Raw genomic sequence first — 26382 nt, 5'->3', positions numbered from 1 at the left:
CACAGCAGCCCGGTGGACACCGGCAGGACACCGCGGAGGCGGGCCCGGAGGAATCCGGTGCCCGCCTCTCACGTTCTCGGGGTAGACGGTCCTCACATTGGCCTGAAGGCGATCCTGGGGCACAGGATGGCTACCATGGGGTCTCCGGAGCCTGACCGGGGGACCCGGAACGCGCACGAGGAGCCCTCTTGTCAGACGAGGCCCAGCACCTGACCGCCGCCAAGCCCGAGTCCGCCTCGGCAGCGGCGAAGCCCGCGCCGAACGCGCCGCACGCGAAGAACGACGCCCGCGGGCCGGTCGAGCACGCCCAGTCGGCGCCCGTCGACAAGACCGCGGAGCAGTCGCGCCCCAAGCCGGCCCCTCCCGCGGTGCGCCAGGCCGGCGGCCAGCCCGCCCGCACCGGCTCCTCCAACCGTGTCCGTGCCCGCCTCGCCCGGCTCGGCGTCCAGCGCGCCAACCCGTACAACCCGGTGCTGGAGCCGCTGCTGCGGATAGTGCGCGGCAACGACCCGAAGATCGAGACCGCCACGCTCCGCCAGATCGAGAAGGCCTACCAGGTCGCCGAGCGCTGGCACCGCGGTCAGAAGCGCAAGAGCGGCGACCCGTACATCACGCACCCCCTCGCCGTGACCACCATCCTCGCCGAGCTGGGCATGGATCCGGCCACGCTGATGGCCGGACTGCTGCACGACACGGTCGAGGACACCGAGTACGGCCTGGACGACCTGCGCCGTGACTTCGGCGACGTCGTCACCCTGCTCGTCGATGGCGTCACCAAGCTCGACAAGGTCAAGTTCGGCGAGGCGGCCCAGGCCGAGACCGTGCGCAAGATGGTCGTCGCCATGGCCAAGGACCCCCGCGTCCTGGTCATCAAGCTCGCCGACCGCCTGCACAACATGCGCACCATGCGCTACCTCAAGCGCGAGAAGCAGGAGAAGAAGGCGCGCGAGACCCTGGAGATCTACGCGCCGCTCGCCCATCGCCTCGGCATGAACACCATCAAGTGGGAGCTGGAGGACCTCGCCTTCGCGATCCTCTACCCCAAGATGTACGACGAGATCGTACGGCTGGTGGCCGAGCGGGCACCGAAGCGCGACGAGTACCTGGCCATCGTCACCGACGAGGTCCAGCAGGACCTGCGGGCGGCTCGTATCAAGGCGACCGTCACCGGACGCCCCAAGCACTACTACAGCGTCTACCAGAAGATGATCGTCCGCGGCCGTGACTTCGCGGAGATCTACGACCTGGTGGGCATCCGCGTCCTCGTGGACACCGTCCGCGACTGCTACGCGGCCCTCGGCACGGTGCACGCGCGATGGAACCCGGTCCCCGGCCGGTTCAAGGACTACATCGCGATGCCCAAGTTCAACATGTACCAGTCGCTGCACACGACGGTGATCGGCCCCGGCGGCAAGCCCGTCGAGCTGCAGATCCGCACCTTCGACATGCACCGCCGCGCCGAGTACGGCATCGCCGCGCACTGGAAGTACAAGCAGGAGGCCGTCGCCGGCGCCTCGAAGGTACGCACCGACGCCCCCAAGTCGTCCGGCAAGAGCAAGGACGACCATCTCAACGACATGGCCTGGCTGCGCCAGCTGCTGGACTGGCAGAAGGAGACCGAGGACCCGGGCGAGTTCCTGGAGTCCCTGCGCTTCGACCTCTCCCGCAACGAGGTCTTCGTCTTCACCCCCAAGGGCGACGTCATAGCGCTCCCCGCCAGTGCCACCCCGGTCGATTTCGCGTACGCGGTCCACACGGAGGTCGGGCACCGCACGATCGGCGCCCGCGTCAACGGCCGCCTGGTCCCGCTCGAATCCACCCTCGACAACGGCGACCTGGTCGAGGTCTTCACCTCCAAGGCGGCAGGCGCCGGCCCCTCCCGCGACTGGCTCGGCTTCGTCAAGTCACCGCGCGCCCGCAACAAGATCCGGGCCTGGTTCTCCAAGGAGCGCCGCGACGAGGCGATCGAGCAGGGCAAGGACGCCATCGTCCGCGCGATGCGCAAGCAGAACCTGCCGATCCAGCGCATCCTGACCGGCGATTCCCTGGTGACCCTCGCGCACGAGATGCGCTACGCGGACATCTCCGCGCTGTACGCGGCGATCGGCGAGGGCCATGTCTCCGCGCAGAACATCGTGCAGAAGCTCGTCCAGGCCCTCGGCGGCGAGGAGGCCGCCACCGAGGAGATCGACGAGTCGGTCCCGCCGGCCCACGGACGCAGTCGCAAACGCCGCTCCAGCGCCGACCCGGGCGTCGTCGTGAAGGGCGTCGACGACGTGTGGGTGAAACTGGCCCGCTGCTGTACGCCCGTCCCCGGCGACCCCATCATCGGCTTCGTCACCCGGGGCAGTGGCGTATCGGTTCACCGCAACGACTGTGTGAACGTGGAGTCACTCTCCCGCGAGCCCGAGCGCATCCTCGAGGTCGAGTGGGCGCCCACCCAGTCCTCGGTCTTTTTGGTCGCCATCCAGGTCGAGGCGCTGGACCGCTCCCGGCTGCTGTCGGACGTCACACGCGTGCTCTCCGACCAGCACGTCAACATCCTCTCCGCGGCCGTCCAGACCTCCCGCGACCGTGTCGCCACCTCCCGCTTCACCTTCGAGATGGGCGACCCGAAGCATCTCGGCCATGTGCTGAAGGCGGTCCGGGGCGTGGAGGGCGTCTACGACGTGTACCGGGTGACGTCGGCGCGCAGCAGGTCGTGACGACCACGCGAAAGATCACGCGAAAGATCACGTGAAAGAGGGCCCCGTACGGCAGGTACGGGGCCCTCTTCCGACCGGCTGATCAGCCTCCGAACTCCTGCAGACCCTTCTGCGCCTGGTCCAGCAGCGCCTGGCGGCCCTCGAGCTCACGCTCGAGCTTGTCGGCCCTGGCGTTGTTGCCCTGCGCGCGGGCCTGCTCGACCTGGCCCCGCAGCTTGTCCACGGCGGCCTGGAGCTGACCGGTCAGACCCTCGGCACGCGCGCGTGCCTCCGGGTTCGTCCGGCGCCACTCGGTCTCCTCGGATTCCTGCAGGGCCCGCTCGACGGCGTGCATCCGGCCCTCGACCTTGGGCCGCGCGTCCCGCGGCACGTGGCCGATGGCCTCCCAGCGCTCGTTGACGGATCGGAAGGCGGCCCGGGCCGCCTTCAGGTCCGTGACCGGCAGGAGCTTCTCGGCCTCCTCGGCCAGCTCCTCCTTGAGCTTCAGGTTCTCCGCCTGCTCGGCGTCCCGCTCGGCGAAGACCGAGCTGCGGGCCGCGAAGAAGACGTCCTGGGCGCCGCGGAAGCGGTTCCACAGATCGTCCTCGTGCTCACGCTGCGCACGGCCCGCGGCCTTCCACTCGGCCATCAGCTCGCGGTAGCGCGCTGCCGTCACACCCCAGTCCGTCGAGTTCGACAGCGCCTCGGCCTCGGAGACCAGCCGTTCCTTGGTCCGCCGCGCCTCCTCGCGCTGGGAGTCGAGCTGCGCGAAGTGCTGCTTGCGCCGCTTGGAGAACGCCGACCGCGCGTGCGAGAACCGGTGCCACAGGTCGTCGTCGGACTTCCGGTCCAGGCGCGGCAGGCCCTTCCAGGTGTCCACCAGGGCCCGCAGCCGCTCACCGGCCGCCCGCCACTGGTCGGACTGCGACAGCTCCTCCGCCTCGGCGACCAGCGCCTCCTTGGACTTGCGTGCCTCGTCGGACTGCCGGGCCCGCTGCGCCTTGCGCTCCTCGCGGCGCGCCTCCACCCGCTCCACGAGCTTGTCCAGCCGGACCCGCAGCGCATCCAGGTCGCCCACCACGTGGTGCGCGTCGACCTGCTCCCGGATGTGGTCGATGGCGACCTGGGCGTCCTTGGCCGACAGGTCGGTGGTCTTCACTCGCTTCTCGAGGAGGCCGATCTCGACAACCAGGCCCTCGTACTTGCGCTCGAAATAGGCCAGCGCCTCTTCGGGAGTGCCCGCCTGCCAAGAGCCGACAACCTGCTCGCCGTCGGCCGTACGCACGTACACGGTCCCCGTCTCGTCGACGCGGCCCCACGGGTCGCTGCTCACAGCGCCTCCTCCACATGATGCCTGCGAGGGGCCTCAGCACCCCCGGGCATCGTCCACAGTTTCGTCACGGCCAACATAGGCGACCGGCGGGGGCGTGTCCGCATCCCGCGCGACCGAAATTTCGCAGTTGAGGGTCAGGATTTCGTGATCGTGGCCTTGTTGATCACGACCGTCGCATTGGGCGCCGTGGTGCCCGTCTGAGGGTCGGCGGGCTGCGCCCCAGCCTTGGCGATCTTCGTCAGGACCTTCATGCCCGACTCGGTCACCGTACCGAACGGTGTGTAGTCGGGCGGCAGCTCACTGTCCTGGTAGACGAGGAAGAACTGGCTGCCGCCGCTGTCCCGCCCCTGCTTCGTCTGGGCGTTGTACTGGTTCGCCATCGCGACCGTGCCCGCCGGGTACACCCCGCCCTTGAGGCTCTTGTCCTTGAGGTTCTCGTCCGGGATCGTGTAGCCGGGTCCGCCCATGCCAGTGCCCTGCGGGTCACCGCACTGCAGGACGTAGATGCCCTGATTGGTGAGCCGGTGGCACTTGCTGTGGTCCAAGTACCCCTTGCCGAGAAGGTAGTTGAACGAGTTAACGGTGTGCGGCGCCGCCGACGCCTTCAACGCTACGTCTATCTCACCGCACGTCGTGTCCAGCTTCATCGTGTACTTCGCCGACTCGTCGATCGACATCGCAGGTTCCTTCTTCCAGGTCTGCGACTTGACCTTGCCCGCGGCGGGCTTCTCGCACGGGTCCGGGGCCTTGCTGGGCGTGGCGCTCGGCGTGACGTCCGCGTTCGCGTTCTCCGTCTTGCCGTCGTCCTCGAACGGCTTGGTCAGAAAGACCGTCACCGAGAGCACCACGATCACGCCGAGAGTCGAGGCGATCACGGAGTTGCGGATACGGGCCTTGCGTCGCGCGTCCGTGCGTCGCTGCTGCTGCCGCAAGAACTTCTCCCGGGCGAGCTGACGCCGCCGCTGTTCCTGGCTGACCACCGGGTTCTCTCCTCATGGGTCTCGAACGTCGACCGGTACGCGTGCGTCCTGTGTGCCGAGCGCCCGCGTGTGCCCCGTACCGTATATGGGTTCGCTGAGGAATCGGCAGCGCCGGTAGGCTCTGTCACCAGCCGCAGCCTCCCGTATCGACACAACGAAGGACGATCGTGCTCATTGCCGGGTTCCCCGCCGGGGCCTGGGGGACGAACTGCTATCTCGTCGCCCCCGCCGCCGGTGAGGAGTGCGTGATCATCGACCCCGGCCATCAGGCCGCCGACGGCGTCGAGGAAGCGATCAGAAAGCATCGGCTCAAGCCCGTCGCCGTCGTCCTCACCCACGGCCACATCGACCACGTGGCCTCGGTCGTCCCGGTGTGCGGCGCGCACGACGTGCCGGCGTGGATCCACCCCGACGACCGGTACATGATGAACGACCCCGAGAAGGGGATCGGCCGTTCCATCGGGATGCCGCTCCTGGGCGAGCTGACAGTGGGGGAGCCGGACGACGTCAAGGAGCTGGCCGACGGGGCGAAGCTGGAGCTGGCGGGCCTGGAGCTGTCCGTCGCGCACGCGCCCGGCCATACCAAGGGGTCGGTGACCTTCGGCATGCCCGAGGCGGCGGACATCCCGCCGATCCTTTTCTCGGGCGACCTGCTGTTCGCCGGCTCCATCGGGCGCACGGACCTGCCCGGCGGTGACATGGCCGAGATGCTCGACTCGCTGGGCCGCGTGTGCCTGCCGCTCGACGACTCGACCGTGGTGCTGTCCGGCCACGGCCCCCAGACGACCATCGGCCAGGAGCGCGCCACCAACCCGTATCTGCGGCAGGTGGCCGCCGGCCAGGGAGCTCAGCCCGCTCCCCGACGAGGAATGTGACGAGACCTTCCGTGAGCACCTTCAAGGCCCCCAAGGGCACGTACGACCTGATTCCGCCGGACTCCGCGAAGTACCTGGCGGTGCGTGAGGCGATCGCCGCTCCGCTGCGGGACTCCGGATACGGCTACATCGAGACGCCGGGCTTCGAGAACGTCGAGCTCTTCGCACGCGGTGTCGGCGAGTCGACGGACATCGTGACGAAGGAGATGTACGCCTTCGAGACCAAGGGCGGCGACAGGCTGGCCCTGCGCCCCGAAGGAACGGCGTCCGTCCTCCGCGCCGCGCTGGAGGCCAACCTGCACAAGGCGGGCAACCTCCCGGTCAAGCTCTGGTACTCCGGCTCGTACTACCGCTACGAGCGTCCGCAGAAGGGCCGCTACCGCCACTTCTCCCAGGTCGGTGCCGAGGCGATCGGCGCGGAGGACCCGGCGCTGGACGCCGAGCTGATCATCCTGGCCGACCAGGCGTACCGCTCGCTGGGCCTGAGCGACTTCCGGATCCTGCTCAACAGCCTTGGCGACCAGGAGTGCCGCCCGGTGTACCGGACGGCGCTGCAGGACTTCCTGCGCGGCCTGGACCTGGACGAGGACACCCTGCGCCGTGCGGAGATCAACCCCTGCGCGTCCTCGACGACAAGCGGGAGGCGGTCCAGAAGCAGCTGGGCGACGCCCCGCTCCTTCGCGACTACCTCTGCGACGCGTGCAAGGCGTACCACGAGGAGGTCCGCGAGCTGATCACGGCGGCGGGCGTCGCCTTCGAGGACGACGTGAAACTGGTCCGCGGTCTGGACTACTACACCCGCACCACCTTCGAGTTCGTCCACGACGGCCTGGGCTCCCAGTCCGCGGTGGGCGGCGGCGGCCGTTACGACGGTCTCTCCGAGATGATCGGCGGCCCGGCCCTGCCGTCCGTCGGCTGGGCCCTCGGAGTCGACCGCACGGTCCTCGCCCTGGAGGCGGAGGGCGTCGAACTCGAACTCCCCGCCACCACCAGCGTGTTCGCCGTCCCGCTGGGCGAGGAGGCCCGCCGGGTCCTGTTCGCCAAGGTCACAGAACTCCGCAAGAACGGCATCGCGGCCGACTTCTCCTACGGCGCCAAGGGCCTCAAGGGCGCCATGAAGAACGCCAACCGCAGCGGCGCCCGCTACACGGTCGTGGCGGGGGAGAGGGACCTTGCCGAGGGCATCGTCCAGCTCAAGGACATGGAGTCGGGCGAGCAGACGGCGGTGGGCGTGAACGAGATCGTGGCAGAGCTGGAAGCCCGGCTGGGCTGACGTGAGCGCGAAGGCGCCGGAGGTCACCCGGCGCCTTCCTCACTGCTCCAGCAGCCCGTACCGCATCGCGCTGGTGACGGCCGCCGTCCGGTCGTCCACCCCCAGCTTGCCGAAGATCCGCAGCAGATACGTCTTCACCGTCGACTCCCCGATGAACAACCGGCGTCCGATCTCCGCGTTCGTGCAGCCCTCGGCCACCAGGCGCAGTACGGCCGTCTCGCGCTCCGACAGCCGCGGCCGCTCCGGCTTCGTCCGCAACTGGTCGACCAGCCGGGCCGCCACGGACGGCGCCAGCACCGTCTCACCCCGGGCGGCCGCCCGTACGGCATCCGCCAGCTCCGCACGCGGCAGGTCCTTCAGCAGATAGCCCGCGGCCCAGGCCTCCACCGCCCGCAGGATGTCCCGGTCGGTCTCGTACGTCGTCAGCACGACCACCCGGCACGGCAGCCCGGCCCGCGTCATCCGCACGATGGAGTCCACACCGCCACCACCCGGCATCCGCAGATCCATCAGCACGATGTCGGGCCGCAACTCCACCGCCAGCGCCTCCGCCTGAGGACCGCTGGACGCGTCGGCGACGACCTCCAGGTCCCACTCGGCACTGAGCATCGCCCGCAGTCCCTCCCGTACGACGGGATGGTCGTCGGCCAGGATGATCCGGATCACGGCAACTCCCTCCTCACGACCGGCAGCCGGACGGTGACGGCAGTGCCCTCACCCGGGGCACTGCGCACCTCCGCGGTCCCGCCCACCTCGACAGTCCGGGCCCGCAGCCCCGCGAGACCGTATCCGCCGCGGACCGCTGCCGGGTCGAAACCGCAGCCGTCGTCCCGTACGGACACCATGAGTGAGTCGTCCGCGTACGCCAGCGACACGCCGACCGTCACAGAACTCCCCGCGTGCTTGCGCGCGTTGGCGAGTGCCTCCTGGCAGGCGCGCAGCGCGACCACCTCGGGTCCGGCGGGCAGCATCCGCACCGGCCCGGTCACCTCCAGCCTCGCGTCATGGCGCGCGGTGAGCCGGTGCAGCGCGTCCGGCAGAGTCGCGCCGTCCAGGTCGGCGGGAGCGCCCCGGCGACCAGGGCCCGGGCCTCGGCGAGGTTCTGCCGGGCCGTCTCGTCCATCAGCCGCAGATGCCGCCGCGCCTCGGGCAGGTCATGATCCAGCTCCGCCTCGACCGCCTGGACCAGCATCACCAGACTCGTGAAGCCCTGCGCGAGCGTGTCGTGGATCTCCCGGGCCAGCCGCTCCCGCTCGGCCAGTGCCCCGTGGGCCTCGGACAGCCGGCTGATCTCGTGCCGACTCGCGTCCAGCTCCGTGATCAACTCGGCCCGTTCCTGGCTCTGTTCGATGATCCGGATGGTCCAGATGCCGAGCGCCACCGAGAACACCAGTGTGACCACGCAGAACAGCACATTGAAGACCACGTCCCGGGCTTCGGGACGCCACAGCAGAGCCCAGCCCACCACGGGCACGAGGTTGATCACGGACACGGCGACCAGCGCCGACCGCGACCGCAGCGTCATGAAGCACTGTGGGATCAGCGCGAAGGTCAGCAGCCGCGTCTCCCCGACGAGGACGGCTGACGGCAGGAACAGCGCCAGCGCCGCCGTCAGATAACCGATCGCCTGCCGCTGGTCGGGCGGGTCGCCCTGGATCAGCCGGCGTCCGACCATCACATAAAGCGGCACCAGCGGGACGAGCAGCGCCGGGGCGATCGCACGGACCGGCCAGCCGGGATGCTCCGCGGCCAGCACATAGGCCACGGTGGCCATCCAGATGAGCGCGAAGTACGTGTCCCAGAGCCGGAACGAGCGCTCCCAGGTGTAAGCGCTGCCGGCATCCGCCGCATCGCTCATCCCTCGCGCCGGTCCTTCCAGCGGAACGTCAGGAGGCACAGCGCCAATCCTCCGACGCACCACGCGGCGAGCACCAGAGCCACGCGTCCGAGCTCCCAACTGCCCGCCTGCTCCAGCACCTGCGCCGACTCCGGCAGGAACACCCCGCGCAGCCCCTGGCACATCCACTTCAGCGGGAACAGCGCACCGACGTCAAGCATCCAGTCCGGGATGGTGCCGATGGCGATGTACACGCCTGAGATGAACTGCAGCACCAGGAACGGCAGGACGACCACGGAACTGGCGCTTGTCGCGGACTTCGGGACCGAACTGATCGCGATGCCGAGCAGCGCGCACGCCGTGATCCCCAGCACGAAGATCCACGCCAGGTCGAACCAGCGGCCCGGGTCCGAGGGCAGGTCCACGTCGTACAGGGTCGTACCGACGGCGAGCAGGATCACCGTCTCCAGCAGCCCGGTGAAAAGAACGAGCCAGATCTTGCCCAGGAAATACGCCGTCGGCGGCATCGGCGTGCCGCGCAGCCGGCGCAGCACCTTGTCCTGCCGTTCGACGGCGATCGAGATGCCGAGGGCCTGGAAGCTCGTCGACATGATGCCGGCGGCCATCATCGCCGGGACGTACAACTGCGAGGCGGTGATGCCCGCGCCCTCCACGTCGTCCTTGAAGATCGACGCGAACAGGAACAGGAACACGACCGGGAAGGCGAAGGTGAACACCACCTGGTCGCGCTGCCGGAAGAACTGCCTGATCTCCAGCGCGCCTCGCCCCAGCCCGAGCCCCCAGGCACCGGGCAGCCGCTCGCCACCGACCTCACCGCGCTCCCGCACGACGGTCGCGGTCATCCCAGGTCCTCCTGTCCGGTGAGCCGGAGATAGACGTCCTCCAGCGTGGGGCGGCTCACCGTCAGCCCCGGGATCTCGCCGTCGAAGCGGTGCAGGAGCCCGGCGATCGTCCGGGTCGGCGTCCCGGTGCGCGCCACGCGCGGCGTGCCGTCCGGCTCCGTCCACTCGACCACGGCCTCGGTGCCGAACCGCTCCCGCAGCGCCCCCGGCTCGCCCTCGGCGACGATCCGGCCCTTGGCGACGATGGCCAGCCGGTGCGCGAGGGCCTCCGCCTCCTCCAGGTAATGGGTGGTCAGCAGGATCGTCGTGCCGTCGTCGGCCAGCGCGCGGATCAGGGACCAGAACTGCCGCCTGGCCGCCGGGTCGAACCCGGTCGTCGGCTCGTCCAGGAGGAGCAGGTCCGGGCCGCCGATCACGCCGAGCGCCACGTCCAGGCGCCGGCGCTGACCGCCCGACAGCGCCTTGATCCGGCTGTCCGCCTTGGCCTCCAGACCGACCAGGCCGATGATCTCCTCCGGGTCGCGCGGCCGGGGGTAGTAGCGGGCGAAGTGCCGTACGGTCTCCCGGACCGTCAACTCGCCGGGCGCGGATTCGTCCTGCCAGACGATTCCGACGCGTGAGCGCCACGCGCGCGTGGCGCTCGCCGGGTCCGACCCGAGCACGGAGACCTCGCCCGCGTCCCGGGCCCGGTTGCCCTGCAGGATCTCCACTGTGGTGCTCTTGCCCGCGCCGTTGGGTCCCAGCAGGCCGAACACCTCGCCGCGCCGGATGCCGAGATCGACGCCGTCGACGGCGGTGACGTCCCCGTAGCGCTTGCGCAGCCCCCGCACGTCCACGGCGAGGTCGTACCCGTGTGCTGTCATTCGACGATCGTCGGCCGGAACCGAGCGTTCAGGGCCGACCGTGCGGACATGCTTATGTCCACTGAACGGTGGACGGACCCCCGTGTGCGGCACAATGGCCCATGCCCGAAGTTGGTCAGGCCTCAAGCGACGGAATCGGCGTGATGAGCAAGACGACAGTCAAGGACGTCTCCATGGAGCCCGAGACGGAGCGCGCCGAGACCGCGCCCCGCACCGAGGGCGGCAGCCGGGCCCTCGCCCTGCTGCTGGTGATCACCGGCGCGGCCGGACTGCTCGCCGCCTGGGTCATCACGATCGACAAGTTCAAGCTCCTCGAGGCCAAGGTCGAGGGCAAGACGTTCACGCCCGGCTGCAGCCTCAACCCCGTCGTCTCCTGCGGCAGCGTCATGGAGAGCAAGCAGGCCGCCGTCTTCGGCTTCCCGAACCCGATGCTAGGCCTCGTCTGCTACGGCATCGTCATCGCCGTCGGCATCAGCCTCCTCGCCCGCGCCCGCTACCCGCGCTGGTACTGGCTCACCTTCAACGCGGGCTGCCTGTTCGGCGTCGTCTTCTGCGCCTGGCTGATGTTCCAGTCCCTGTACCGGATCAACGCACTGTGCCTGTGGTGCTCCCTGGCCTGGGTCGCGACGATCCTCATGTTCTGGTACGTGACGTCGTTCAACATCCGCAAGGGCTTCCTGCCGGCCCCGAACTGGCTCAAGAGCTTCTTCGGCGAGTTCACCTGGGTCCTGCCCGTACTGCACATCGGGATCATCGGCATGCTGATCCTGACCCGCTGGTGGGACTTCTGGACCAGCTGACCCGGCCGTCCCGGGGGCCCGCGGGATTGTCAGTGCCGTGATTTAGGGTTTCTGACGTGGAGCCCGACCTGTTCACCGCCGCAGCAGAAGAACGCCAGGAGAAGGAGCCGTCCAGCAGCCCCCTGGCCGTGCGGATGCGCCCGCGCACCCTCGACGAGGTCGTGGGACAGCAGCATCTGCTGAAGCCGGGCTCGCCCCTGCGCAGACTGGTCGGCGAGGCCTCCGGCCCCGCCGGTGCCTCCTCCGTGATCCTCTGGGGCCCGCCCGGCACCGGCAAGACCACCCTGGCGTACGTCGTCTCCAAGGCCACCGACGCCCGCTTCGTCGAGCTGTCGGCGATCACCGCGGGCGTCAAGGAGGTCCGCGCGGTCATCGACGGCGCCCGCCGCGCCTCCGGCGGCTACGGCAAGGAGACCGTCCTCTTCCTCGACGAGATCCACCGCTTCAGCAAGGCCCAGCAGGACTCCCTGCTCCCGGCCGTCGAGAACCGCTGGGTGACGCTGATCGCGGCGACGACGGAGAACCCGTACTTCTCGGTGATCTCGCCCCTGCTGTCCCGCTCCCTGCTGCTCACCCTCGAACCGCTCACGGACGACGACATCAAGGACCTCGTCCGGCGTGCCCTCACCGACGAGCGCGGCCTCAAGGGCGCCGTCGCCCTCCCCGAGGAGACCGAGAGCCACCTCCTGCGCATCGCAGGCGGGGACGCCCGCCGCGCCCTCACCGCCCTGGAAGCGGCCGCCGGAGCCGCCCTCGACAAGGGCGAGACGGAGATCGGCCTGACCACCCTGGAGGAGACGGTCGACCGGGCCGCCGTGAAGTACGACCGCGACGGCGACCAGCACTACGACGTGGCCAGCGCCCTGATCAAGTCCATCCGCGGCTCCGACGTCGACGCCGCCCTGCACTATCTGGCCCGGATGATCGAGGCCGGCGAGGACCCCCGTTTCATCGCCCGCCGCCTGATGATCTCCGCGAGCGAGGACATCGGCCTGGCCGATCCGAACGCCCTGCAGATCGCGGTCGCCGCCGCCCAGGCCGTCGCCATGATCGGCTTCCCCGAGGCCGCCCTCACCCTCAGCCACGCCACGATCGCCCTCGCCCTGGCACCCAAGTCCAACGCCGCGACCACCGCGATCGGCGCCGCCCTGGAGGACGTGCGCAAGGGCCACGCCGGGTCCGTGCCCGCGCACCTGCGCGACAGCCACTACAAGGGCGCGACCAAGATCGGCCACGGCCAGGGCTACGTCTACCCGCACGACCTGACCGAGGGCATCGCCGCCCAGCAGTACGCCCCGGACGCGCTCAAGGACCGCGAGTACTACACACCGACCCGGCACGGCGCGGAGGCCCGCTACGCCGACGCGGTCGAATGGACCCGGAAGAACCTCGGTCGAAAGCGGTCCTGAGCACCCTGTAAACTCGGCCGGAGTGCCGCGTCCCGTGCAGTCAGAACGGGACAGTCGGCCGGAGCCGATCCTCGGACCGGCTCCAGGAGCGTCGCGCACCGTCGAACGGTGTCGCGGGCAGCCCACCACCACCCGTCCTTGGACGGGGCCGGCCGGTGGGCCACTCGCGTGCTGCACGTATGTGCCCAGACCAGGGAGCGGCTGCCCACCACGTCCGCAGGTCCGCCAGGACAAGGACGGTGTGGGTTTCCCCGGCTGCGGATGCGACCTCCCTCAACCCTGACAAGCCGGAAACCAGGAAAGAGAAAAAGACAGTGGCGAACCAGCCCCGCCCCAAGGTCAAGAAGTCGCGTGCCCTCGGCATCGCGCTGACCCCGAAGGCCGTCAAGTACTTCGAGGCCCGTCCCTACCCCCCGGGTGAGCACGGCCGCGGCCGCAAGCAGAACTCGGACTACAAGGTCCGTCTGCTCGAGAAGCAGCGTCTGCGCGCGCAGTACGACGTGTCCGAGCGCCAGCTCGTCCGCGCCTACGACCGCGCCTCCAAGGTCCAGGGCAAGACCGGTGAGGCCCTGATCATCGAGCTCGAGCGCCGTCTCGACGCGCTGGTCCTGCGTTCGGGCATCGCTCGCACGATCTACCAGGCCCGCCAGATGGTCGTCCACGGCCACATCGCGGTCAACGGCAAGAAGGTCGACAAGCCCTCCTTCCGTGTCCGTCCGGACGACGTCGTGCAGGTGCGCGAGCGCTCCAAGGAGAAGACGCTCTTCACGATCGCCCGTGAGGGTGGCTTCGCCCCCGACGGCGAGACCCCGCGCTACCTCCAGGTGAACCTCAAGGCCCTGGCGTTCCGCCTGGACCGCGAGCCGAACCGCAAGGAGATCCCGGTGATCTGCGACGAGCAGCTCGTCGTCGAGTACTACGCCCGCTGATCCTCGGCAGGCACGCGGTACAACAGCCCGCCGTCTCCCCGTCCCTTCCGGTCGGGCGAGGCGGCGGGCTTTCGCGAATCCGCCGTCGCCGGGCGGCAATCCGGTGCGGAGCCGCACCCCCGGCGCGATAGGCTCGTGGCACGACTTTCTCGTATTCAGGCAGATGTTCAGGCACGTTTCAGGGAGCGGGTGCACACAGTGTCCGGTGGAGAGGTGGCCGGAATCCTGGTGGCCGTCTTCTGGGCGATCCTGGTCTCCTTCCTCGCCGTCGCGCTGGCGAGGCTGGCCCAGACGCTCAGGGCGACCACCAAACTCGTGGCGGATGTGACCGACCAGGCCGTCCCGCTGCTGGCCGATGCCTCCTCGGCGGTGCGCTCCGCGCAGACCCAGATCGACCGGGTCGACTCGATCGCCTCCGACGTCCAGGAGGTGACATCGAACGCCTCCGCGCTCTCGACCACCGTCGCCTCCACCTTCGGCGGCCCCCTGGTCAAGGTCGCCGCCTTCGGCTACGGCGTGCGCCGGGCCCTCGGCGGACGCAAGGAGGACGTGCCCGCCAAGGCGTCCAGGCGTACCGTGATCGTGGGCCGCACCGTCTCGCGACGCGGCGCCCGAGGGAAGAAGGACTGAGAGCAAGCGATGTTCCGCCGTACCTTCTGGTTCACCACGGGCGTCGCCGCCGGCGTGTGGGCCACCACCAAGGTCAACCGCAAGCTGAAGCAGCTGACGCCCGAGAGCCTCGCCAGAACCGCGGGAAACAAGGCGATCGAGGCCGGCCACCGGCTCAAGGACCGCGCGGTCGACTTCGCGCTCGACGTCCGGGACAACATGGCCCAGCGGGAAGAAGAGCTGGGGGACGTCCTCGGAATCAACAGCGACCCCGAACTCCCCGCGCCCCGGCGGTACACCGCCATCGAGAACCGCAACAACCCGAAGTCCGTCGACAGCGACAGGACGACGTACTCGTACAACCGGAATGAGGACCACTGATGGAGTCGGCTGAGATTCGCCGCCGCTGGTTGAGCTTCTTCGAGGAGCGCGGTCACACCGTCGTCCCTTCGGCGTCGCTCATCGCGGACGACCCGACTCTGCTCCTCGTCCCGGCCGGCATGGTGCCCTTCAAGCCCTACTTCCTGGGTGAGGTCAAGCCGCCCTTCGACCGCGCCACGAGCGTGCAGAAGTGCGTCCGCACGCCGGACATCGAAGAGGTCGGCAAGACCACCCGGCACGGCACGTTCTTCCAGATGTGCGGCAACTTCTCCTTCGGCGACTACTTCAAGGAAGGCGCCATCAAGCACGCCTGGGAGCTGCTCACCGGCTCCCAGGACAAGGGCGGTTACGGCCTCGACCCCGAGCGCCTGTGGATCACCGTCTACAAGGACGACGACGAGGCCGAGCGCATCTGGCACGAGGTCGTCGGCGTGCCGAAGGAGCGCATCCAGCGCCTCGGCATGAAGGACAACTACTGGTCCATGGGCGTCCCCGGCCCGTGCGGTCCCTGTTCCGAGATCAACTACGACCGCGGCCCCGAGTTCGGCGTCGAGGGCGGCCCCGCGGTCAACGACGAGCGGTACGTGGAGATCTGGAACCTCGTCTTCATGCAGTACGAGCGCGGCGAGGGCATCGGCAAGGACAACTTCGAGATCCTCGGCGACCTGCCCAGCAAGAACATCGACACCGGCCTCGGCCTCGAACGCCTCGCCATGATTCTGCAGGGCGTGCAGAACATGTACGAGATCGACACCTCGATGGCCGTCATCGAGAAGGCCACCGAGCTGACCGGCGTCCGGTACGGCGACGCCCACGACTCGGACGTGTCCCTGCGCGTGGTCACCGACCACATGCGCACCTCCGTGATGCTCATCGGCGACGGCGTCACCCCCGGCAACGAAGGCCGCGGTTACGTCCTGCGCCGCATCATGCGCCGCGCCATCCGCAACATGCGCCTGCTCGGTGCCACCGGCCCGGTCGTCAAGGACCTGATCGACACCGTGATCGGCATGATGGGCCAGCAGTACCCCGAGCTCATCACCGACCGCGAGCGCATCGAGAAGGTCGCCCTCGCCGAGGAGAACGCCTTCCTCAAGACGCTGAAGGCCGGCACCAACATCCTCGACACGGCCGTCACCGACACCAAGTCCTCCGGCGGCACCGTCCTGCCCGGCGACAAGGCCTTCCTGCTCCACGACACCTGGGGCTTCCCGATCGACCTCACCCTTGAGATGGCCGCCGAGCAGGGCCTCTCCGTGGACGAGGACGGCTTCCGCCGCCTGATGAAGGAGCAGCGGGAGCGCGCCAAGGCCGACGCCCAGGCCAAGAAGACCGGCCACGCCGGCACCGGCGCCTACCGCGAGATCGCCGACCGGGCGGGTGCCACCGACTTCATCGGCTACACCGCCACCGAGGGCGAGTCGAGGATCGTCGGCATCCTCGTCGACGGCGCCTCCTCCCCGGCCGCCACCGAGGGCGACGAGGTCGAGATCGTCCTCGACCGCACCCCGTTCTACGCCGAGGGCGGCGGCCAGATCGGCGACACCGGCAAGATCAAGGTCGACACCGGTGCCGTCATCGAGATCCGCGACTGCCAGAAGCCGGTCCCGGGGGTGTACGTGCACAAGGGCGTCGTCCAGGTCGGTGAGGTCACCGTCGGCGCCACGGCCCACGCCTCGATCGACTCCCGTCGCCGCACGGCCATCGCCCGCGCCCACTCGGCCACGCACCTCACCCACCAGGCGCTGCGCGACGCCCTCGGCCCGACGGCCGCCCAGGCCGGTTCCGAGAACCAGCCCGGCCGCTTCCGCTTCGACTTCGGCTCGCCGTCCGCCGTTCCCACGGCAGTGATGACCGACGTCGAGCAGCGCATCAACGAGGTCCTCTCCCGCGACCTCGACGTGCAGGCCGAGGTCATGGGCATCGACGATGCCAAGAAGGCCGGCGCCATCGCCGAGTTCGGCGAGAAGTACGGCGACCGCGTGCGCGTCGTGACCATCGGCGACTTCTCCAAGGAGCTGTGCGGCGGCACGCACGTGCACAACACCGCCCAGCTGGGCTTGGTGAAGCTGCTCGGCGAATCATCCATCGGCTCCGGTGTCCGGCGTATCGAGGCCCTGGTCGGTGTCGACGCCTACAACTTCCTCGCCCGTGAGCACACGGTCGTCGCCCAGCTTCAGGAGCTGATCAAGGGCCGTCCTGAGGAGCTCTTGGAGAAGGTCTCCGCCATGCTCGGCAAGCTGAAGGACGCCGAGAAGGAGATCGAGAAGTTCCGCGCCGAGAAGGTCCTCCAGGCCGCCGCCGGTCTCGCCGAGTCCGCCAAGGACGTGCGCGGCATTGCTGTCGTGACCGGTCAGGTCCCGGACGGCACGACCGCCGACGACCTGCGCAAGCTCGTGCTCGACGTGCGCGGACGCATCCAGGGCGGACGGGCCGCCGTGGTCGCCCTCTTCACGGTGGCGAACGGCAAGCCGCTGACGGTCATCGCCACCAACGAGGCCGCCCGCGAGCGGGGCCTCAAGGCCGGCGATCTGGTCCGTACGGCCGCCAAGACCCTCGGCGGCGGCGGTGGCGGCAAGCCGGACGTCGCCCAGGGCGGCGGCCAGAACCCGGCTGCCGTCGGCGAGGCCACGGACGCCGTGGAGCGCCTGGTCGCCGAGACGGCCAAGTAAGAGACGGGTCAGGACACATGCGCAGAGGACGTCGACTCGCGATCGACGTCGGGGACGCCCGGATCGGGGTCGCCTCGTGCGACCCCGACGGGATCCTCGCCACCCCGGTGGAGACGGTCCCGGGGCGTGACATCCCCGCAGCTCAGCGGCGGTTGAAGCAACTCGTCGAGGAATACGAACCGCTCGAGGTCGTCGTCGGTCTCCCACGCTCCCTCAAGGGGGGCGAGGGTCCGGCCGCGGTCAAGGTCCGTGCCTTCGTCCAGGAACTGGCCCGCATGATCGCCCCGGTTCCGGTCAGACTCATTGACGAACGTATGACCACGGTGACGGCCAGCCAGGGACTGCGCGCTTCCGGTGTGAAGTCCAAGAAGGGCCGTTCCGTGATCGACCAGGCAGCTGCGGTGGTCATCCTCCAGCAGGCGCTTGAATCCGAACGGGTGTCAGGTAAAGCACCCGGCGAAGGCGTCGAAGTGGTCATCTGATCGCGATACGGTAACGTTCCGCGCGATGCGCCGGTGTTCGAACAGCTGACGCACCAGAGAGAGGCGGACGGGAGCCCGGCCGGAAGCCGAGCGACCGCCGCCTCGCGGCTCTAGGGGATCGATGACTGAGTATGGCCGGGGCCAAGGCTCCGAACCGTGGCATCCGGAGGACCCGTTGTACGGGGACGGCGGATGGGGCGGACAGCAGGCCCACCCGGGTCAGCAGTCCCCCTACGGCGGCCAGCCACAGCACTATCCAGAGCAGCCGCAGCAGCCGCAGTACGGCGACTGGGGCACCGGTGAGCAGGCCGGATACGGTCAGGCGCAGCAGCACTACCAGTACGACCAGCAGCAGTACGCGGCCCAGACCCACGGGCATCAGCAGTACCCGGGGCAGGGGGACCACGGTCACCCGCAGGACCAGGGGTACCACCAGCAGCCGTACGACAACGGCGGGTGGGCCACCGGAGGGCACCAGCAGGTCTCATATCCCGGTGACCCGGGCGACCCGTACGGGCAGCAGCAGGCCGGCGGCTACGGCGGGGGCCAGTCCGACTACTACGGCACGCCCGACGCGTATCCACCGCCGGAGCCGCCAGGCCGGCGCCGGGCCGAGCCGCCTCCGCCGGAGCCGGAGACCGACTGGGACCCCGGACCCGACCAGGGCGAGCACGCCTTCTTCGCGGGCGGCGACGACGATGACGACGGCGACGAGCCGGGGGACCGCCGCCGACGCGATGACCAGCGAGGTCGCGGCGGCAAACCCAAGAAGCGCCGCAGCGGAATGGCCTGCCTCCTGGTCGTCCTCATCCTCGGCGGAGGCGTGGCAGGCGCCGGTTACTTCGGCTACCAGTTCTACCAGGATCGTTTCGGCGACGCCCCGGACTTCGCGGGTGACGGCAGCGGGAAGCAGGTCACCGTCGAGATTCCCGGGGGAGCGGGCGGCTATGAGATCGGACAGGTGCTGAAGGACGCCGGCGTCGTCAAGAGCGTCGACGCGTTCGTCGCGGCTCAGGGGGACAACCCCGACGGCAAGAGCATCCAGGACGGCGTGTACACGCTGCAGAAGCAAATGTCTGCCGCCAGCGCGGTCGAACTGATGCTCAGCCCGGAGAGCCGCGACAACCTGATCATCGCCGAGGGCAAGCGCAACGCCGACATCTACCGGCTCATCGACAAGCGGCTGGAGGTCAAGCAGGGCACCACCGCCGCGATCGCCAAGAAGGACTACAAGAAGCTCGGCCTGCCCGCCTGGGCGCTGAACCACCCGAACGTCAAGGACCCGCTGGAAGGGTTCCTCTACCCGTCCAGCTACGGCATCGCCAAGGGGCAGAAGCCCGAAGGCGTACTGAAGCAGATGGTGGCGCGGGCCACCGCGACGTACGAGAAGCTGGGAGTGGAGAAGAAGGCCGCGAGCCTCGGCCTCGAAGACCCCTGGCAGCTGATCACGGTCGCGAGCATGGTTCAGGCCGAGGGCACCAGCCACGCCGACTTCCGCAAGATGGCCGAGGTCGTCTACAACCGGATGAAGCCCGGAAACCCGCAGACCAACGGCTTGCTGGAGTTCGACTCCACGTACAACTACATCAAGAACCAGAGCAAGATCGACCTGAGCCTGAGCGAGCTGCGGACCTACGACAACCCCTACAACACGTACTTCCACAAGGGGCTGACGCCCGGGCCGATCGACAACCCCGGAGAGGACGCCATCAAGGGCGCCCTCAACCCGACGGACGACGGCTGGTACTACTTCATCTCGCTGGACGGCAAGACCAGTGAGTTCACCAAGACCAACGCCGAGCACCAGAAGCTGGTCGACAAGTTCAACGCCTCGCGGAACAACTGAGGAACACCCTGATGGCCGCACCACGCCGGGCCGCCGTACTCGGCTCCCCGATCGCCCACTCGCTCTCCCCGGTCCTGCACCGCACGGCTTACCAGGAGTTGGGGCTGAGCGGCTGGACGTACGACAGGTTCGAGGTCGACGAGGCCGCCCTGCCCGGGTTCTTCGAGACGCTCGGTGCCGAGTGGGCGGGGCTCTCGCTGACCATGCCGCTGAAGCGGGCCGTGATCCCGTTGCTCGACGGGATCAGCGAGACCGCGGCCTCGGTCGACGCGGTCAACACGGTGATCTGCACCCCGGACGGACGCCGGACCGGCGACAACACCGACATCCCCGGCATGGTCGCGGCTTTGCGCGAGCACGGCATCGACAAGGTCGAGGCCGCCGCGGTCCTCGGCGCGGGTGCCACCGCCTCGTCCGCGCTGGCCGCGCTGTCGCGGATCTGCCCCGGCGAGATCGCCGTGTACGTCCGCAGCGAGGCCAGGGCCGCCGAGATGCGGCAGTGGGCCGAGCGGCTCGAGGTCCCGGTGCGCATCGCCGACTGGGCGGACGCCGCGCAGGCCCTGCATGCCCCGCTGGTGATCAGCACCACGCCGGCAGGTGTCACCGACGCCCTCGCCCGGTCCGTGCCGGAGCGGCCGGCGGCCCTCTTCGACGTCCTCTACGACCCCTGGCCGACCGACCTCGCCGCCCGCTGGTCGGCGTACGGCGGCGCGGTCGTCAGCGGCCTCGACCTGCTGGTGCACCAGGCCGTGCTGCAGGTCGAGCAGATGACGGGGCAGGCGCCGGCGCCCCTGGACGCCATGCGAAAAGCGGGCGAACGCGCCTTGGCGGCCCGCTAGGATCCGCTCTCGGTTCCGCAGGGGGGCGGAACAGGGGAGGGGAGACGAACCATGGCCACCGGCATGCCTCAGGCGTCCGTGAAGTCCCAGATATTCGAGTCGCTGCTGGGATTCCTGCCCGACTGGGTGCAGATCACCGTGCTCGCCCTGATCGTGCTCGCGGTCCTCGCGTCCTGGGCGGTCAAGATCAAGCGCAAGATCGCCTACCGGCGGGCCGTGCGGAGCGGGCAGCCCGTCCACGCGGCGGCCCGGTACGGGCAGGGGCGCGGAGCGGACTACCTGGGGGAGTACGCACCTCAGCAGGCGCCGCAGCAGGGAAGTGGAGCGGACCACCTGGGCGCCTACGCGCCGCAGCAGGCGTCACAGGCGCAGCCCGCCCGGCAGCCCAGCGGCGCGGACTTCCTCGGCACGTACGCGCCGCAGCGGCAGACCGGCGACCCGGCCTCGTCCGCCTGATGGACCGGCGGCCGGGTCCGCGCTCCGGACGTGGGAGGATCGTAGGTGGCGGACCGGGGCCGCGCACCCGGTCAGGCCGTCGCCGTACGCGAGGACGTGCGTACGAGGGCAGTACGGGCGCGAGCACTGAGGAGCACCGTTGAGCAGGTTGCGCTGGCTGACCGCTGGGGAGTCCCACGGTCCCGCACTCGTCGCGACGCTGGAGGGTCTGCCCGCCGGCGTGCCGATCACCACGGACATGGTGGCGGACCATCTCGCGAGGCGGCGCCTGGGCTATGGGCGCGGCGCCCGGATGAAGTTCGAGCGCGACGAGATCACCTTCCTCGGCGGCGTCCGGCACGGCCTCACCCTCGGCTCCCCGGTCGCGATCATGGTGGGCAACACCGAGTGGCCGAAGTGGGAACAGGTCATGGCCGCCGACCCGGTCGACCCCGAGATCCTCGACGGGCTCGCCCGCAACGCCCCGCTGACCCGCCCGCGGCCCGGCCACGCCGACCTCGCCGGCATGCAGAAGTACGGCTTCGACGAGGCCCGGCCGATCCTGGAGCGTGCCTCGGCGCGTGAGACCGCGGCCCGCGTCGCCCTCGGCGCGGTGGCCCGGTCGTACCTGAAGGAGACGGCCGGCATCGAGATCGTCTCCCACGTGGTGGAGCTGGCGGCCGCGAAGGCGCCGTACGGCGTGTACCCGACGCCGGCGGACGTGGAGAAGCTGGACACGGACCCGGTGCGCTGCCTGGACGCCGACGCGTCGAAGGCGATGGTCGCCGAGATCGACCAGGCCCACAAGGACGGCGACACCCTCGGCGGTGTGGTCGAAGTGCTGGCCTACGACGTGCCGGTCGGCCTCGGTTCGCACGTGCACTGGGACCGGCGTCTCGACGCCCGGCTGGCCGCGGCCCTCATGGGCATCCAGGCGATCAAGGGCGTGGAGGTCGGCGACGGCTTCGACCTGGCGCGGGTACCCGGTTCCAAGGCGCACGACGAGATCGTGACCACCGACGAGGGCATCCGGCGTACCTCCGGCCGCTCCGGCGGCACCGAGGGCGGGCTGACCACCGGTGAGCTGCTGCGGGTGCGGGCGGCCATGAAGCCGATCGCGACCGTCCCGCGGGCGCTCAAGACGGTGGACGTCGCGACCGGTGAGGCGACGGCCGCCCACCACCAGCGCTCCGACGTGTGCGCGGTGCCGGCCGCCGGCATCGTCGCCGAGGCGATGGTCGCCCTCGTCCTCGCGGACGCGGTCGCGGAGAAGTTCGGCGGCGACAGCGTGGCCGAGACCGGCCGCAACGTGCGGTCGTACCTCGACAACCTGGCCATCCGGTGACCCCGCTGATCGTGCTGGTCGGCCCGATGGGCGTGGGTAAATCCACCGTCGGGCAGCTGCTGGCCGAGCGGCTCGGGGCCGGATACCGGGACACCGACGACGACATCGTCACCGCGCAGGGCCGGACGATCGCCGAGATCTTCGTGGAGGAGGGCGAGGCCGCCTTCCGCGCTATCGAGAAGCAGGCCGTTCGCGAGGCGCTGGCCGGACACGACGGCGTGCTGTCCCTGGGAGGCGGCGCCGTCCTCGACCAGGACACCCGCGAGCTGCTCGCCGGGCAGCGGGTGGTGTACCTGTCGATGGACGTCGAGGAGGCGGTCAAGCGCACCGGCCTCAACGCGGCCCGGCCGCTGCTCGCCATCAACCCGCGCAAGCAGTGGCGCGAACTGATGGAGGCCCGTCGGCACCTGTACGAGGAGGTCGCCACGGCCGTCGTCGCCACCGATGGCCGTACGGCCGAAGAGGTCACCGAAGTCGCCCTGGACGCACTGGAGTTGAAGGAAGCATGAGCGAGGCAGTGACGCGGATCCAGATCGGCGGCACGGCGGGCACCGAGCCCTACGAGGTCCTGGTGGGCCGGCAACTGCTGGGCGAACTGTCCGGGTTGATCGGCGGCAGGGCCAAGCGGGTCGCGATCGTCCACCCCGAGGCTCTGGCCGAGACCGGTGACGCGCTGCGCGCCGACCTGGCCGAGCAGGGTTACGAAGTGGTCGCCATCCAGGTGCCCAACGCGGAGGAGGCCAAGACCGCCGAGGTCGCGGCCTACTGCTGGAAGGCGCTGGGCCAGTCCGGGTTCACACGCACGGACGTCATCGTCGGTGTCGGCGGCGGCGCGACGACCGACCTGGCCGGTTTCGTGGCCGCCACCTGGCTGCGCGGGGTGCGCTGGATCGCCATCCCGACCACCGTGCTGGCCATGGTCGACGCGGCCGTCGGCGGCAAGACCGGCATCAACACCGCCGAGGGCAAGAACCTGGTCGGTGCCTTCCACCCGCCCGCCGGTGTGCTCTGCGACCTGGCCGCGCTGGACTCCCTGCCGGTCAACGACTACGTCTCCGGACTCGCGGAGGTCATCAAGGCCGGCTTCATCGCCGACCCGGTGATCCTCGACCTCATCGAGTCCGACCCCGAGGCCGCCCGCACGCCGGCCGGCCCGCACACCGCCGAGCTCATCGAGCGCTCCATCCGGGTCAAGGCCGACGTGGTGTCGTCCGACCTGAAGGAGTCGGGCCTGCGCGAGATCCTCAACTACGGCCACACACTCGGCCACGCCATCGAGAAGAACGAGCGCTACAAGTGGCGCCACGGCGCCGCCGTGTCCGTGGGGATGCACTTCGCCGCCGAACTCGGCCGCCTGGCAGGCCGGCTGGACGACGCCACGGCCGACCGCCACCGCACCGTCCTCGAAGCGGTCGGACTGCCGCTGCACTACCGCCACGACCAGTGGCCCAAGCTGCTCGAGACCATGAAGGTCGACAAGAAGTCCCGCGGCGACCTGCTGCGCTTCATCGTCCTCGACGGTCTGGCCAAGCCCACCGTCCTTGAGGGGCCCGACCCGGCCGTGCTGCTCGCGGCGTACGGCGAAGTGGGGCAGTAAGTCCTCCCGCGCTCCTTCTGCCCGAAACAGCCTTACGGCGCCGGGCACTTCGGGCCGCCCCCGGCCGTTCACACAACGATCGCCGGGGCGGTACCGTTCGGTAGCAGCGGGTTCCGCCCCCGCAGTCAGCGCCCATCGCCTGTACGAGACGGAGTGGCACCGGATGCAGCACGCAGTGGGTTCTCCGCTGCCGCCGCCCCACCAGCCGGGGCAGGGACCGGCCGCCGGCTGGTCGCCGGCCGCACACCACCCGGGGTCGCACCACCCGGGCGCGCACCAGGGCTCCGCCCCCGTGCCCCGCCGCCCCTGGCCCCGGATACCCCGCGCCACCGCCCGGACCGGCCTCACCTCCGCATCAGGCCTCCGCGCCCGCCGCGCCGGACACCACCGGTCATGTGCCGCTGCCGCCGGGCGGTCCGGTCGCCATGCCCAGCGTGCCGCCCGCCGCTGCGGGCCCCGACCTGGCGGGCACGACGCTCGCGGTGCTGCTCATCGGCCCCGCGGGCGCCGGGAAGACCAGCGTCGCCAAGTACTGGGCGGACCACCGCCGGATCCCCACGGCCCACATCAGCCTGGACGACGTACGCGAATGGGTCCGCTCGGGCTTCGCCGACCCCCAGTCCGGGTGGAACGACAACTCTGAAGCGCAGTACCGCCTCGCCCGCCGCACCTGCGGCTTCGCCGCTCGGAACTTCCTGGCCAACGGCATCTCCTGCATCCTCGACGACGCCGTCTTCCCCGACCGTCCCGTCGTCGGCCTCGGCGGCTGGAAGCGACACGTCGGTCCGGGCCTGCTGCCGGTCGTCCTCCTGCCGGGCCTGGAGATCGTCCTGGAGCGCAACGCCGAACGCTCCGGCAACCGCCGCCTCAGCGACGACGAGGTCGCCCGCATCCACGGCCGCATGGCCGGCTGGTACGGCTCGGGCCTCCCGATCATCGACAACTCCCAGCTCGACATCCCGCAGACGGCCCAGGTCCTGAACGACGTCCTGTCCCGCTCCATCGCCAGCCCACCCCAGTGGTGAGAGCCCCATAGGGGCGCGGGGAACTGCGCGACAAGCCCCCACGCACCCGCGGACGGCACAGAACCCCGCGCGGCACACCCTCTCCCGAACGGCACCCCGCCCACCCGGACACCTCGGGCACCGCCCACTCAGACGCCCTCAACCGGCGCCGAACCCGCGGAGCTCATACGCTCGGGTCATGTCAGAGGTGTACGCGGCCCGCCGGACGCGTCTGAGGGATTACTGCAACGCGGGCGGCAGCGCGGCGGCGCTGGTCACCCGCCCCGCCAACGTGCGCTATCTCGCGGGCCCCGCCCCGCACGGCGCCGTTCTGCTGCTGGGCAAGACCGAGGACCTCCTGGTGTGTGCCGGCCCGATCGAAGGCCGCTCCACGCAGGAACGCCCCGACGAGGCCCTGCGCATCCAGAACCTGCCCGGATCCGGCGGCGACCCGGCTGTCGCGGCCGCCGACCTCGCCGCGGGCCAGGGTGCCGACTCCCTCGCCGTGGAGGAGCACCACCTCACCGTGGCCCGGCATCGCGCCCTCGGCTCGGTCGCGCCCCGACTGCGCCTGGGGGCCTCGGCTGCGCCGTGGAGCAGCTCAGGGTGGTCAAGGACGAGGAGGAGATCTCCTGTCTGCGCATCGGCGCCGAGATCGCCGACCAGGCCCTGGGCGAACTGCTGGAGTCCATCCTCGTCGGCCGGACCGAGCGCCATCTCGCTCTGGAGCTCGAAAGACGCCTCGTCGACCACGGGGCCGACGGACCGGCCTTCCCGACCTCCGTCGCCACCGGGCCCAACGCCGGCCGCCCCGGCCACCGGCCCACCGACCGTCGTGTGGAAGAGGGGGACTTCCTCTCCGTCTGCCTCGGCGCGACATATCGCGGCTACCGCTGTGAGATCGGCCGTACGTTCGTCATCGGCACGGCTCCCGCGGACTGGCAGATCGAGCTGTACGACCTGGTCTTCGCCGCTCAGCGCGCCGGACGTGAGAGCCTGGTACCCGGCGCCGCCTGCCGGGACGTCGACCGGGCCGCACGCCAGGTGCTGGACTCCGCGGGGTACACGGAGGGCCTCACGGCCCTGACCGGACACGGGGTCGGGCTCGAAATCGACGAGGACCCTCAATTGAGTCCCGCGGCCATGGGTAAACTGGACGCTTGCGTGCCGGTCACCGTCGAACCGGGGGTCCACCTCCCGGGCCGGGGTGGTGTCCGGATCGATGACACGCTCGTCGTCCGCCCCGAGGCGGACGGCGGACCCGAGCTACTCACCATCACGACCAAGGAGCTGCTCGCCCTGTAGCCAGGCAGGTGCGTGCCCCAG

Annotated in this window: 20 protein-coding genes and 5 pseudogenes; 19 read left to right on the top strand and 6 right to left on the bottom strand. The window is 70.1% G+C overall.

The window, feature by feature from the left end; all coding sequences use genetic code 11:
• Positions 1 to 188 precede the first annotated feature (188 nt).
• Complete coding sequence (gene relA, locus ACQEV8_RS08135; RefSeq protein ID WP_432958546.1) at positions 189 to 2705, top strand: GTP pyrophosphokinase; 2517 nt, start codon at positions 189 to 191, stop codon at positions 2703 to 2705.
• 82 nt (positions 2706 to 2787) lie between these two features.
• Here relA and ACQEV8_RS08130 read toward each other — a convergent pair whose 3' ends face one another.
• Positions 2788 to 4017 carry a DUF349 domain-containing protein gene (locus ACQEV8_RS08130; RefSeq protein ID WP_432958543.1) on the bottom strand — a complete coding sequence of 410 codons (1230 nt, stop codon included), beginning with the start codon at positions 4015 to 4017 and terminating at the stop codon, positions 2788 to 2790.
• A gap of 134 nt (positions 4018 to 4151) precedes the next feature.
• Complete coding sequence (locus ACQEV8_RS08125) at positions 4152 to 4997, bottom strand: peptidylprolyl isomerase (protein ID WP_432958540.1); 846 nt, start codon at positions 4995 to 4997, stop codon at positions 4152 to 4154.
• A gap of 167 nt (positions 4998 to 5164) precedes the next feature.
• Between ACQEV8_RS08125 and ACQEV8_RS08120 the strand changes: the two genes are divergently transcribed.
• Positions 5165 to 5872, top strand: a complete 708-nt coding sequence (locus ACQEV8_RS08120; RefSeq protein ID WP_215122620.1) for an MBL fold metallo-hydrolase — start codon at positions 5165 to 5167, stop codon at positions 5870 to 5872.
• An 11-nt stretch (positions 5873 to 5883) separates the two neighbouring features.
• Positions 5884 to 7145: pseudogene (gene hisS, locus ACQEV8_RS08115) on the top strand (histidine--tRNA ligase).
• Positions 7146 to 7184: 39 nt separating this feature from the next.
• On the opposite strand, the gene ACQEV8_RS08110 reads toward hisS, so the two are convergent.
• The 4 genes and pseudogenes from ACQEV8_RS08110 to ACQEV8_RS08095 form a co-directional block, all read right to left on the bottom strand.
• On the bottom strand, positions 7185 to 7811 hold the full coding sequence (locus ACQEV8_RS08110) for a response regulator (RefSeq protein WP_432958537.1): 627 nt from the start codon (positions 7809 to 7811) through the stop codon (positions 7185 to 7187).
• Positions 7808 to 9003, bottom strand: a pseudogene (locus ACQEV8_RS08105) (sensor histidine kinase). The gene ACQEV8_RS08110 and the pseudogene ACQEV8_RS08105 overlap by 4 nt, the downstream one beginning before the upstream one ends.
• On the bottom strand, positions 9000 to 9845 hold the full coding sequence (locus tag ACQEV8_RS08100; protein WP_432958535.1) for an ABC transporter permease: 846 nt from the start codon (positions 9843 to 9845) through the stop codon (positions 9000 to 9002). The pseudogene ACQEV8_RS08105 and the gene ACQEV8_RS08100 overlap by 4 nt, the downstream one beginning before the upstream one ends.
• Positions 9842 to 10708: an ABC transporter ATP-binding protein gene (locus ACQEV8_RS08095; RefSeq protein ID WP_432958533.1), complete on the bottom strand. Its 867-nt coding sequence runs from the start codon at positions 10706 to 10708 to the stop codon at positions 9842 to 9844. The genes ACQEV8_RS08100 and ACQEV8_RS08095 overlap by 4 nt, the downstream gene beginning before the upstream one ends.
• Before the next feature lie 143 nt (positions 10709 to 10851).
• On the opposite strand from ACQEV8_RS08095, the gene ACQEV8_RS08090 reads away from it, so the two are divergent.
• From ACQEV8_RS08090 to ACQEV8_RS08015, 16 genes and pseudogenes are all read left to right on the top strand, one after another.
• The gene (locus ACQEV8_RS08090; RefSeq protein WP_432958531.1) at positions 10852 to 11508 is read left to right on the top strand and encodes a vitamin K epoxide reductase family protein; all 657 of its coding nucleotides are present in this window, start codon (positions 10852 to 10854) and stop codon (positions 11506 to 11508) included.
• A gap of 56 nt (positions 11509 to 11564) precedes the next feature.
• The gene (locus tag ACQEV8_RS08085) at positions 11565 to 12917 is read left to right on the top strand and encodes a replication-associated recombination protein A (protein WP_432958530.1); all 1353 of its coding nucleotides are present in this window, start codon (positions 11565 to 11567) and stop codon (positions 12915 to 12917) included.
• Between the two features lie 314 nt (positions 12918 to 13231).
• Complete coding sequence (gene rpsD / locus ACQEV8_RS08080) at positions 13232 to 13846, top strand: 30S ribosomal protein S4 (RefSeq protein WP_432958528.1); 615 nt, start codon at positions 13232 to 13234, stop codon at positions 13844 to 13846.
• Between the two features lie 189 nt (positions 13847 to 14035).
• Positions 14036 to 14476, top strand: a complete 441-nt coding sequence (locus ACQEV8_RS08075) for a DUF948 domain-containing protein (protein WP_432958526.1) — start codon at positions 14036 to 14038, stop codon at positions 14474 to 14476.
• Between the two features lie 9 nt (positions 14477 to 14485).
• A complete protein-coding gene (locus tag ACQEV8_RS08070; protein ID WP_432958524.1) occupies positions 14486 to 14836 on the top strand; it encodes a hypothetical protein in 351 nt (116 codons plus the stop codon).
• Positions 14836 to 17508, top strand: a complete 2673-nt coding sequence (gene alaS / locus ACQEV8_RS08065; protein ID WP_432958522.1) for an alanine--tRNA ligase — start codon at positions 14836 to 14838, stop codon at positions 17506 to 17508. Before ACQEV8_RS08070 ends, alaS begins: the two co-directional genes overlap by 1 nt.
• A 17-nt stretch (positions 17509 to 17525) precedes the next feature.
• Positions 17526 to 17990 carry a Holliday junction resolvase RuvX gene (gene ruvX, locus ACQEV8_RS08060; protein ID WP_382497604.1) on the top strand — a complete coding sequence of 155 codons (465 nt, stop codon included), beginning with the start codon at positions 17526 to 17528 and terminating at the stop codon, positions 17988 to 17990.
• Positions 17991 to 18111: 121 nt separating this feature from the next.
• Positions 18112 to 19836 carry an endolytic transglycosylase MltG gene (gene mltG, locus ACQEV8_RS08055; RefSeq protein ID WP_432958517.1) on the top strand — a complete coding sequence of 575 codons (1725 nt, stop codon included), beginning with the start codon at positions 18112 to 18114 and terminating at the stop codon, positions 19834 to 19836.
• 11 nt (positions 19837 to 19847) lie between these two features.
• The gene (locus tag ACQEV8_RS08050) at positions 19848 to 20675 is read left to right on the top strand and encodes a shikimate dehydrogenase (protein WP_432958515.1); all 828 of its coding nucleotides are present in this window, start codon (positions 19848 to 19850) and stop codon (positions 20673 to 20675) included.
• Positions 20676 to 20726: 51 nt separating this feature from the next.
• Entirely contained in the window at positions 20727 to 21131 is a 405-nt protein-coding gene (locus tag ACQEV8_RS08045; protein WP_432958512.1) for a hypothetical protein, read from the top strand.
• Positions 21132 to 21270: 139 nt separating this feature from the next.
• Entirely contained in the window at positions 21271 to 22455 is a 1185-nt protein-coding gene (gene aroC, locus ACQEV8_RS08040; protein WP_432958510.1) for a chorismate synthase, read from the top strand.
• A gap of 26 nt (positions 22456 to 22481) precedes the next feature.
• Entirely contained in the window at positions 22482 to 22964 is a 483-nt protein-coding gene (locus tag ACQEV8_RS08035; RefSeq protein WP_432972532.1) for a shikimate kinase, read from the top strand.
• Positions 22961 to 24052 carry a 3-dehydroquinate synthase gene (gene aroB, locus ACQEV8_RS08030; RefSeq protein WP_432958507.1) on the top strand — a complete coding sequence of 364 codons (1092 nt, stop codon included), beginning with the start codon at positions 22961 to 22963 and terminating at the stop codon, positions 24050 to 24052. The genes ACQEV8_RS08035 and aroB overlap by 4 nt, the downstream gene beginning before the upstream one ends.
• Before the next feature lie 163 nt (positions 24053 to 24215).
• Positions 24216 to 24365: pseudogene (locus ACQEV8_RS08025) on the top strand (Pro-rich N-terminal domain-containing protein); the annotation flags it as partial.
• 70 nt (positions 24366 to 24435) lie between these two features.
• A pseudogene (locus tag ACQEV8_RS08020) lies at positions 24436 to 25077 on the top strand (AAA family ATPase); the annotation flags it as partial.
• 178 nt (positions 25078 to 25255) lie between these two features.
• Positions 25256 to 26361: pseudogene (locus tag ACQEV8_RS08015) on the top strand (aminopeptidase P family protein).
• Positions 26362 to 26382: the final 21 nt, after the last annotated feature.

This window comes from Streptomyces sp. CA-179760 (assembly GCF_050937045.1).
In the GTDB taxonomy this organism is placed as follows: domain Bacteria; phylum Actinomycetota; class Actinomycetes; order Streptomycetales; family Streptomycetaceae; genus Streptomyces.
The sequence above is the reverse complement of the archived record's forward strand: the minus strand, read 5'-3'. Positions and strand labels throughout refer to the sequence as shown.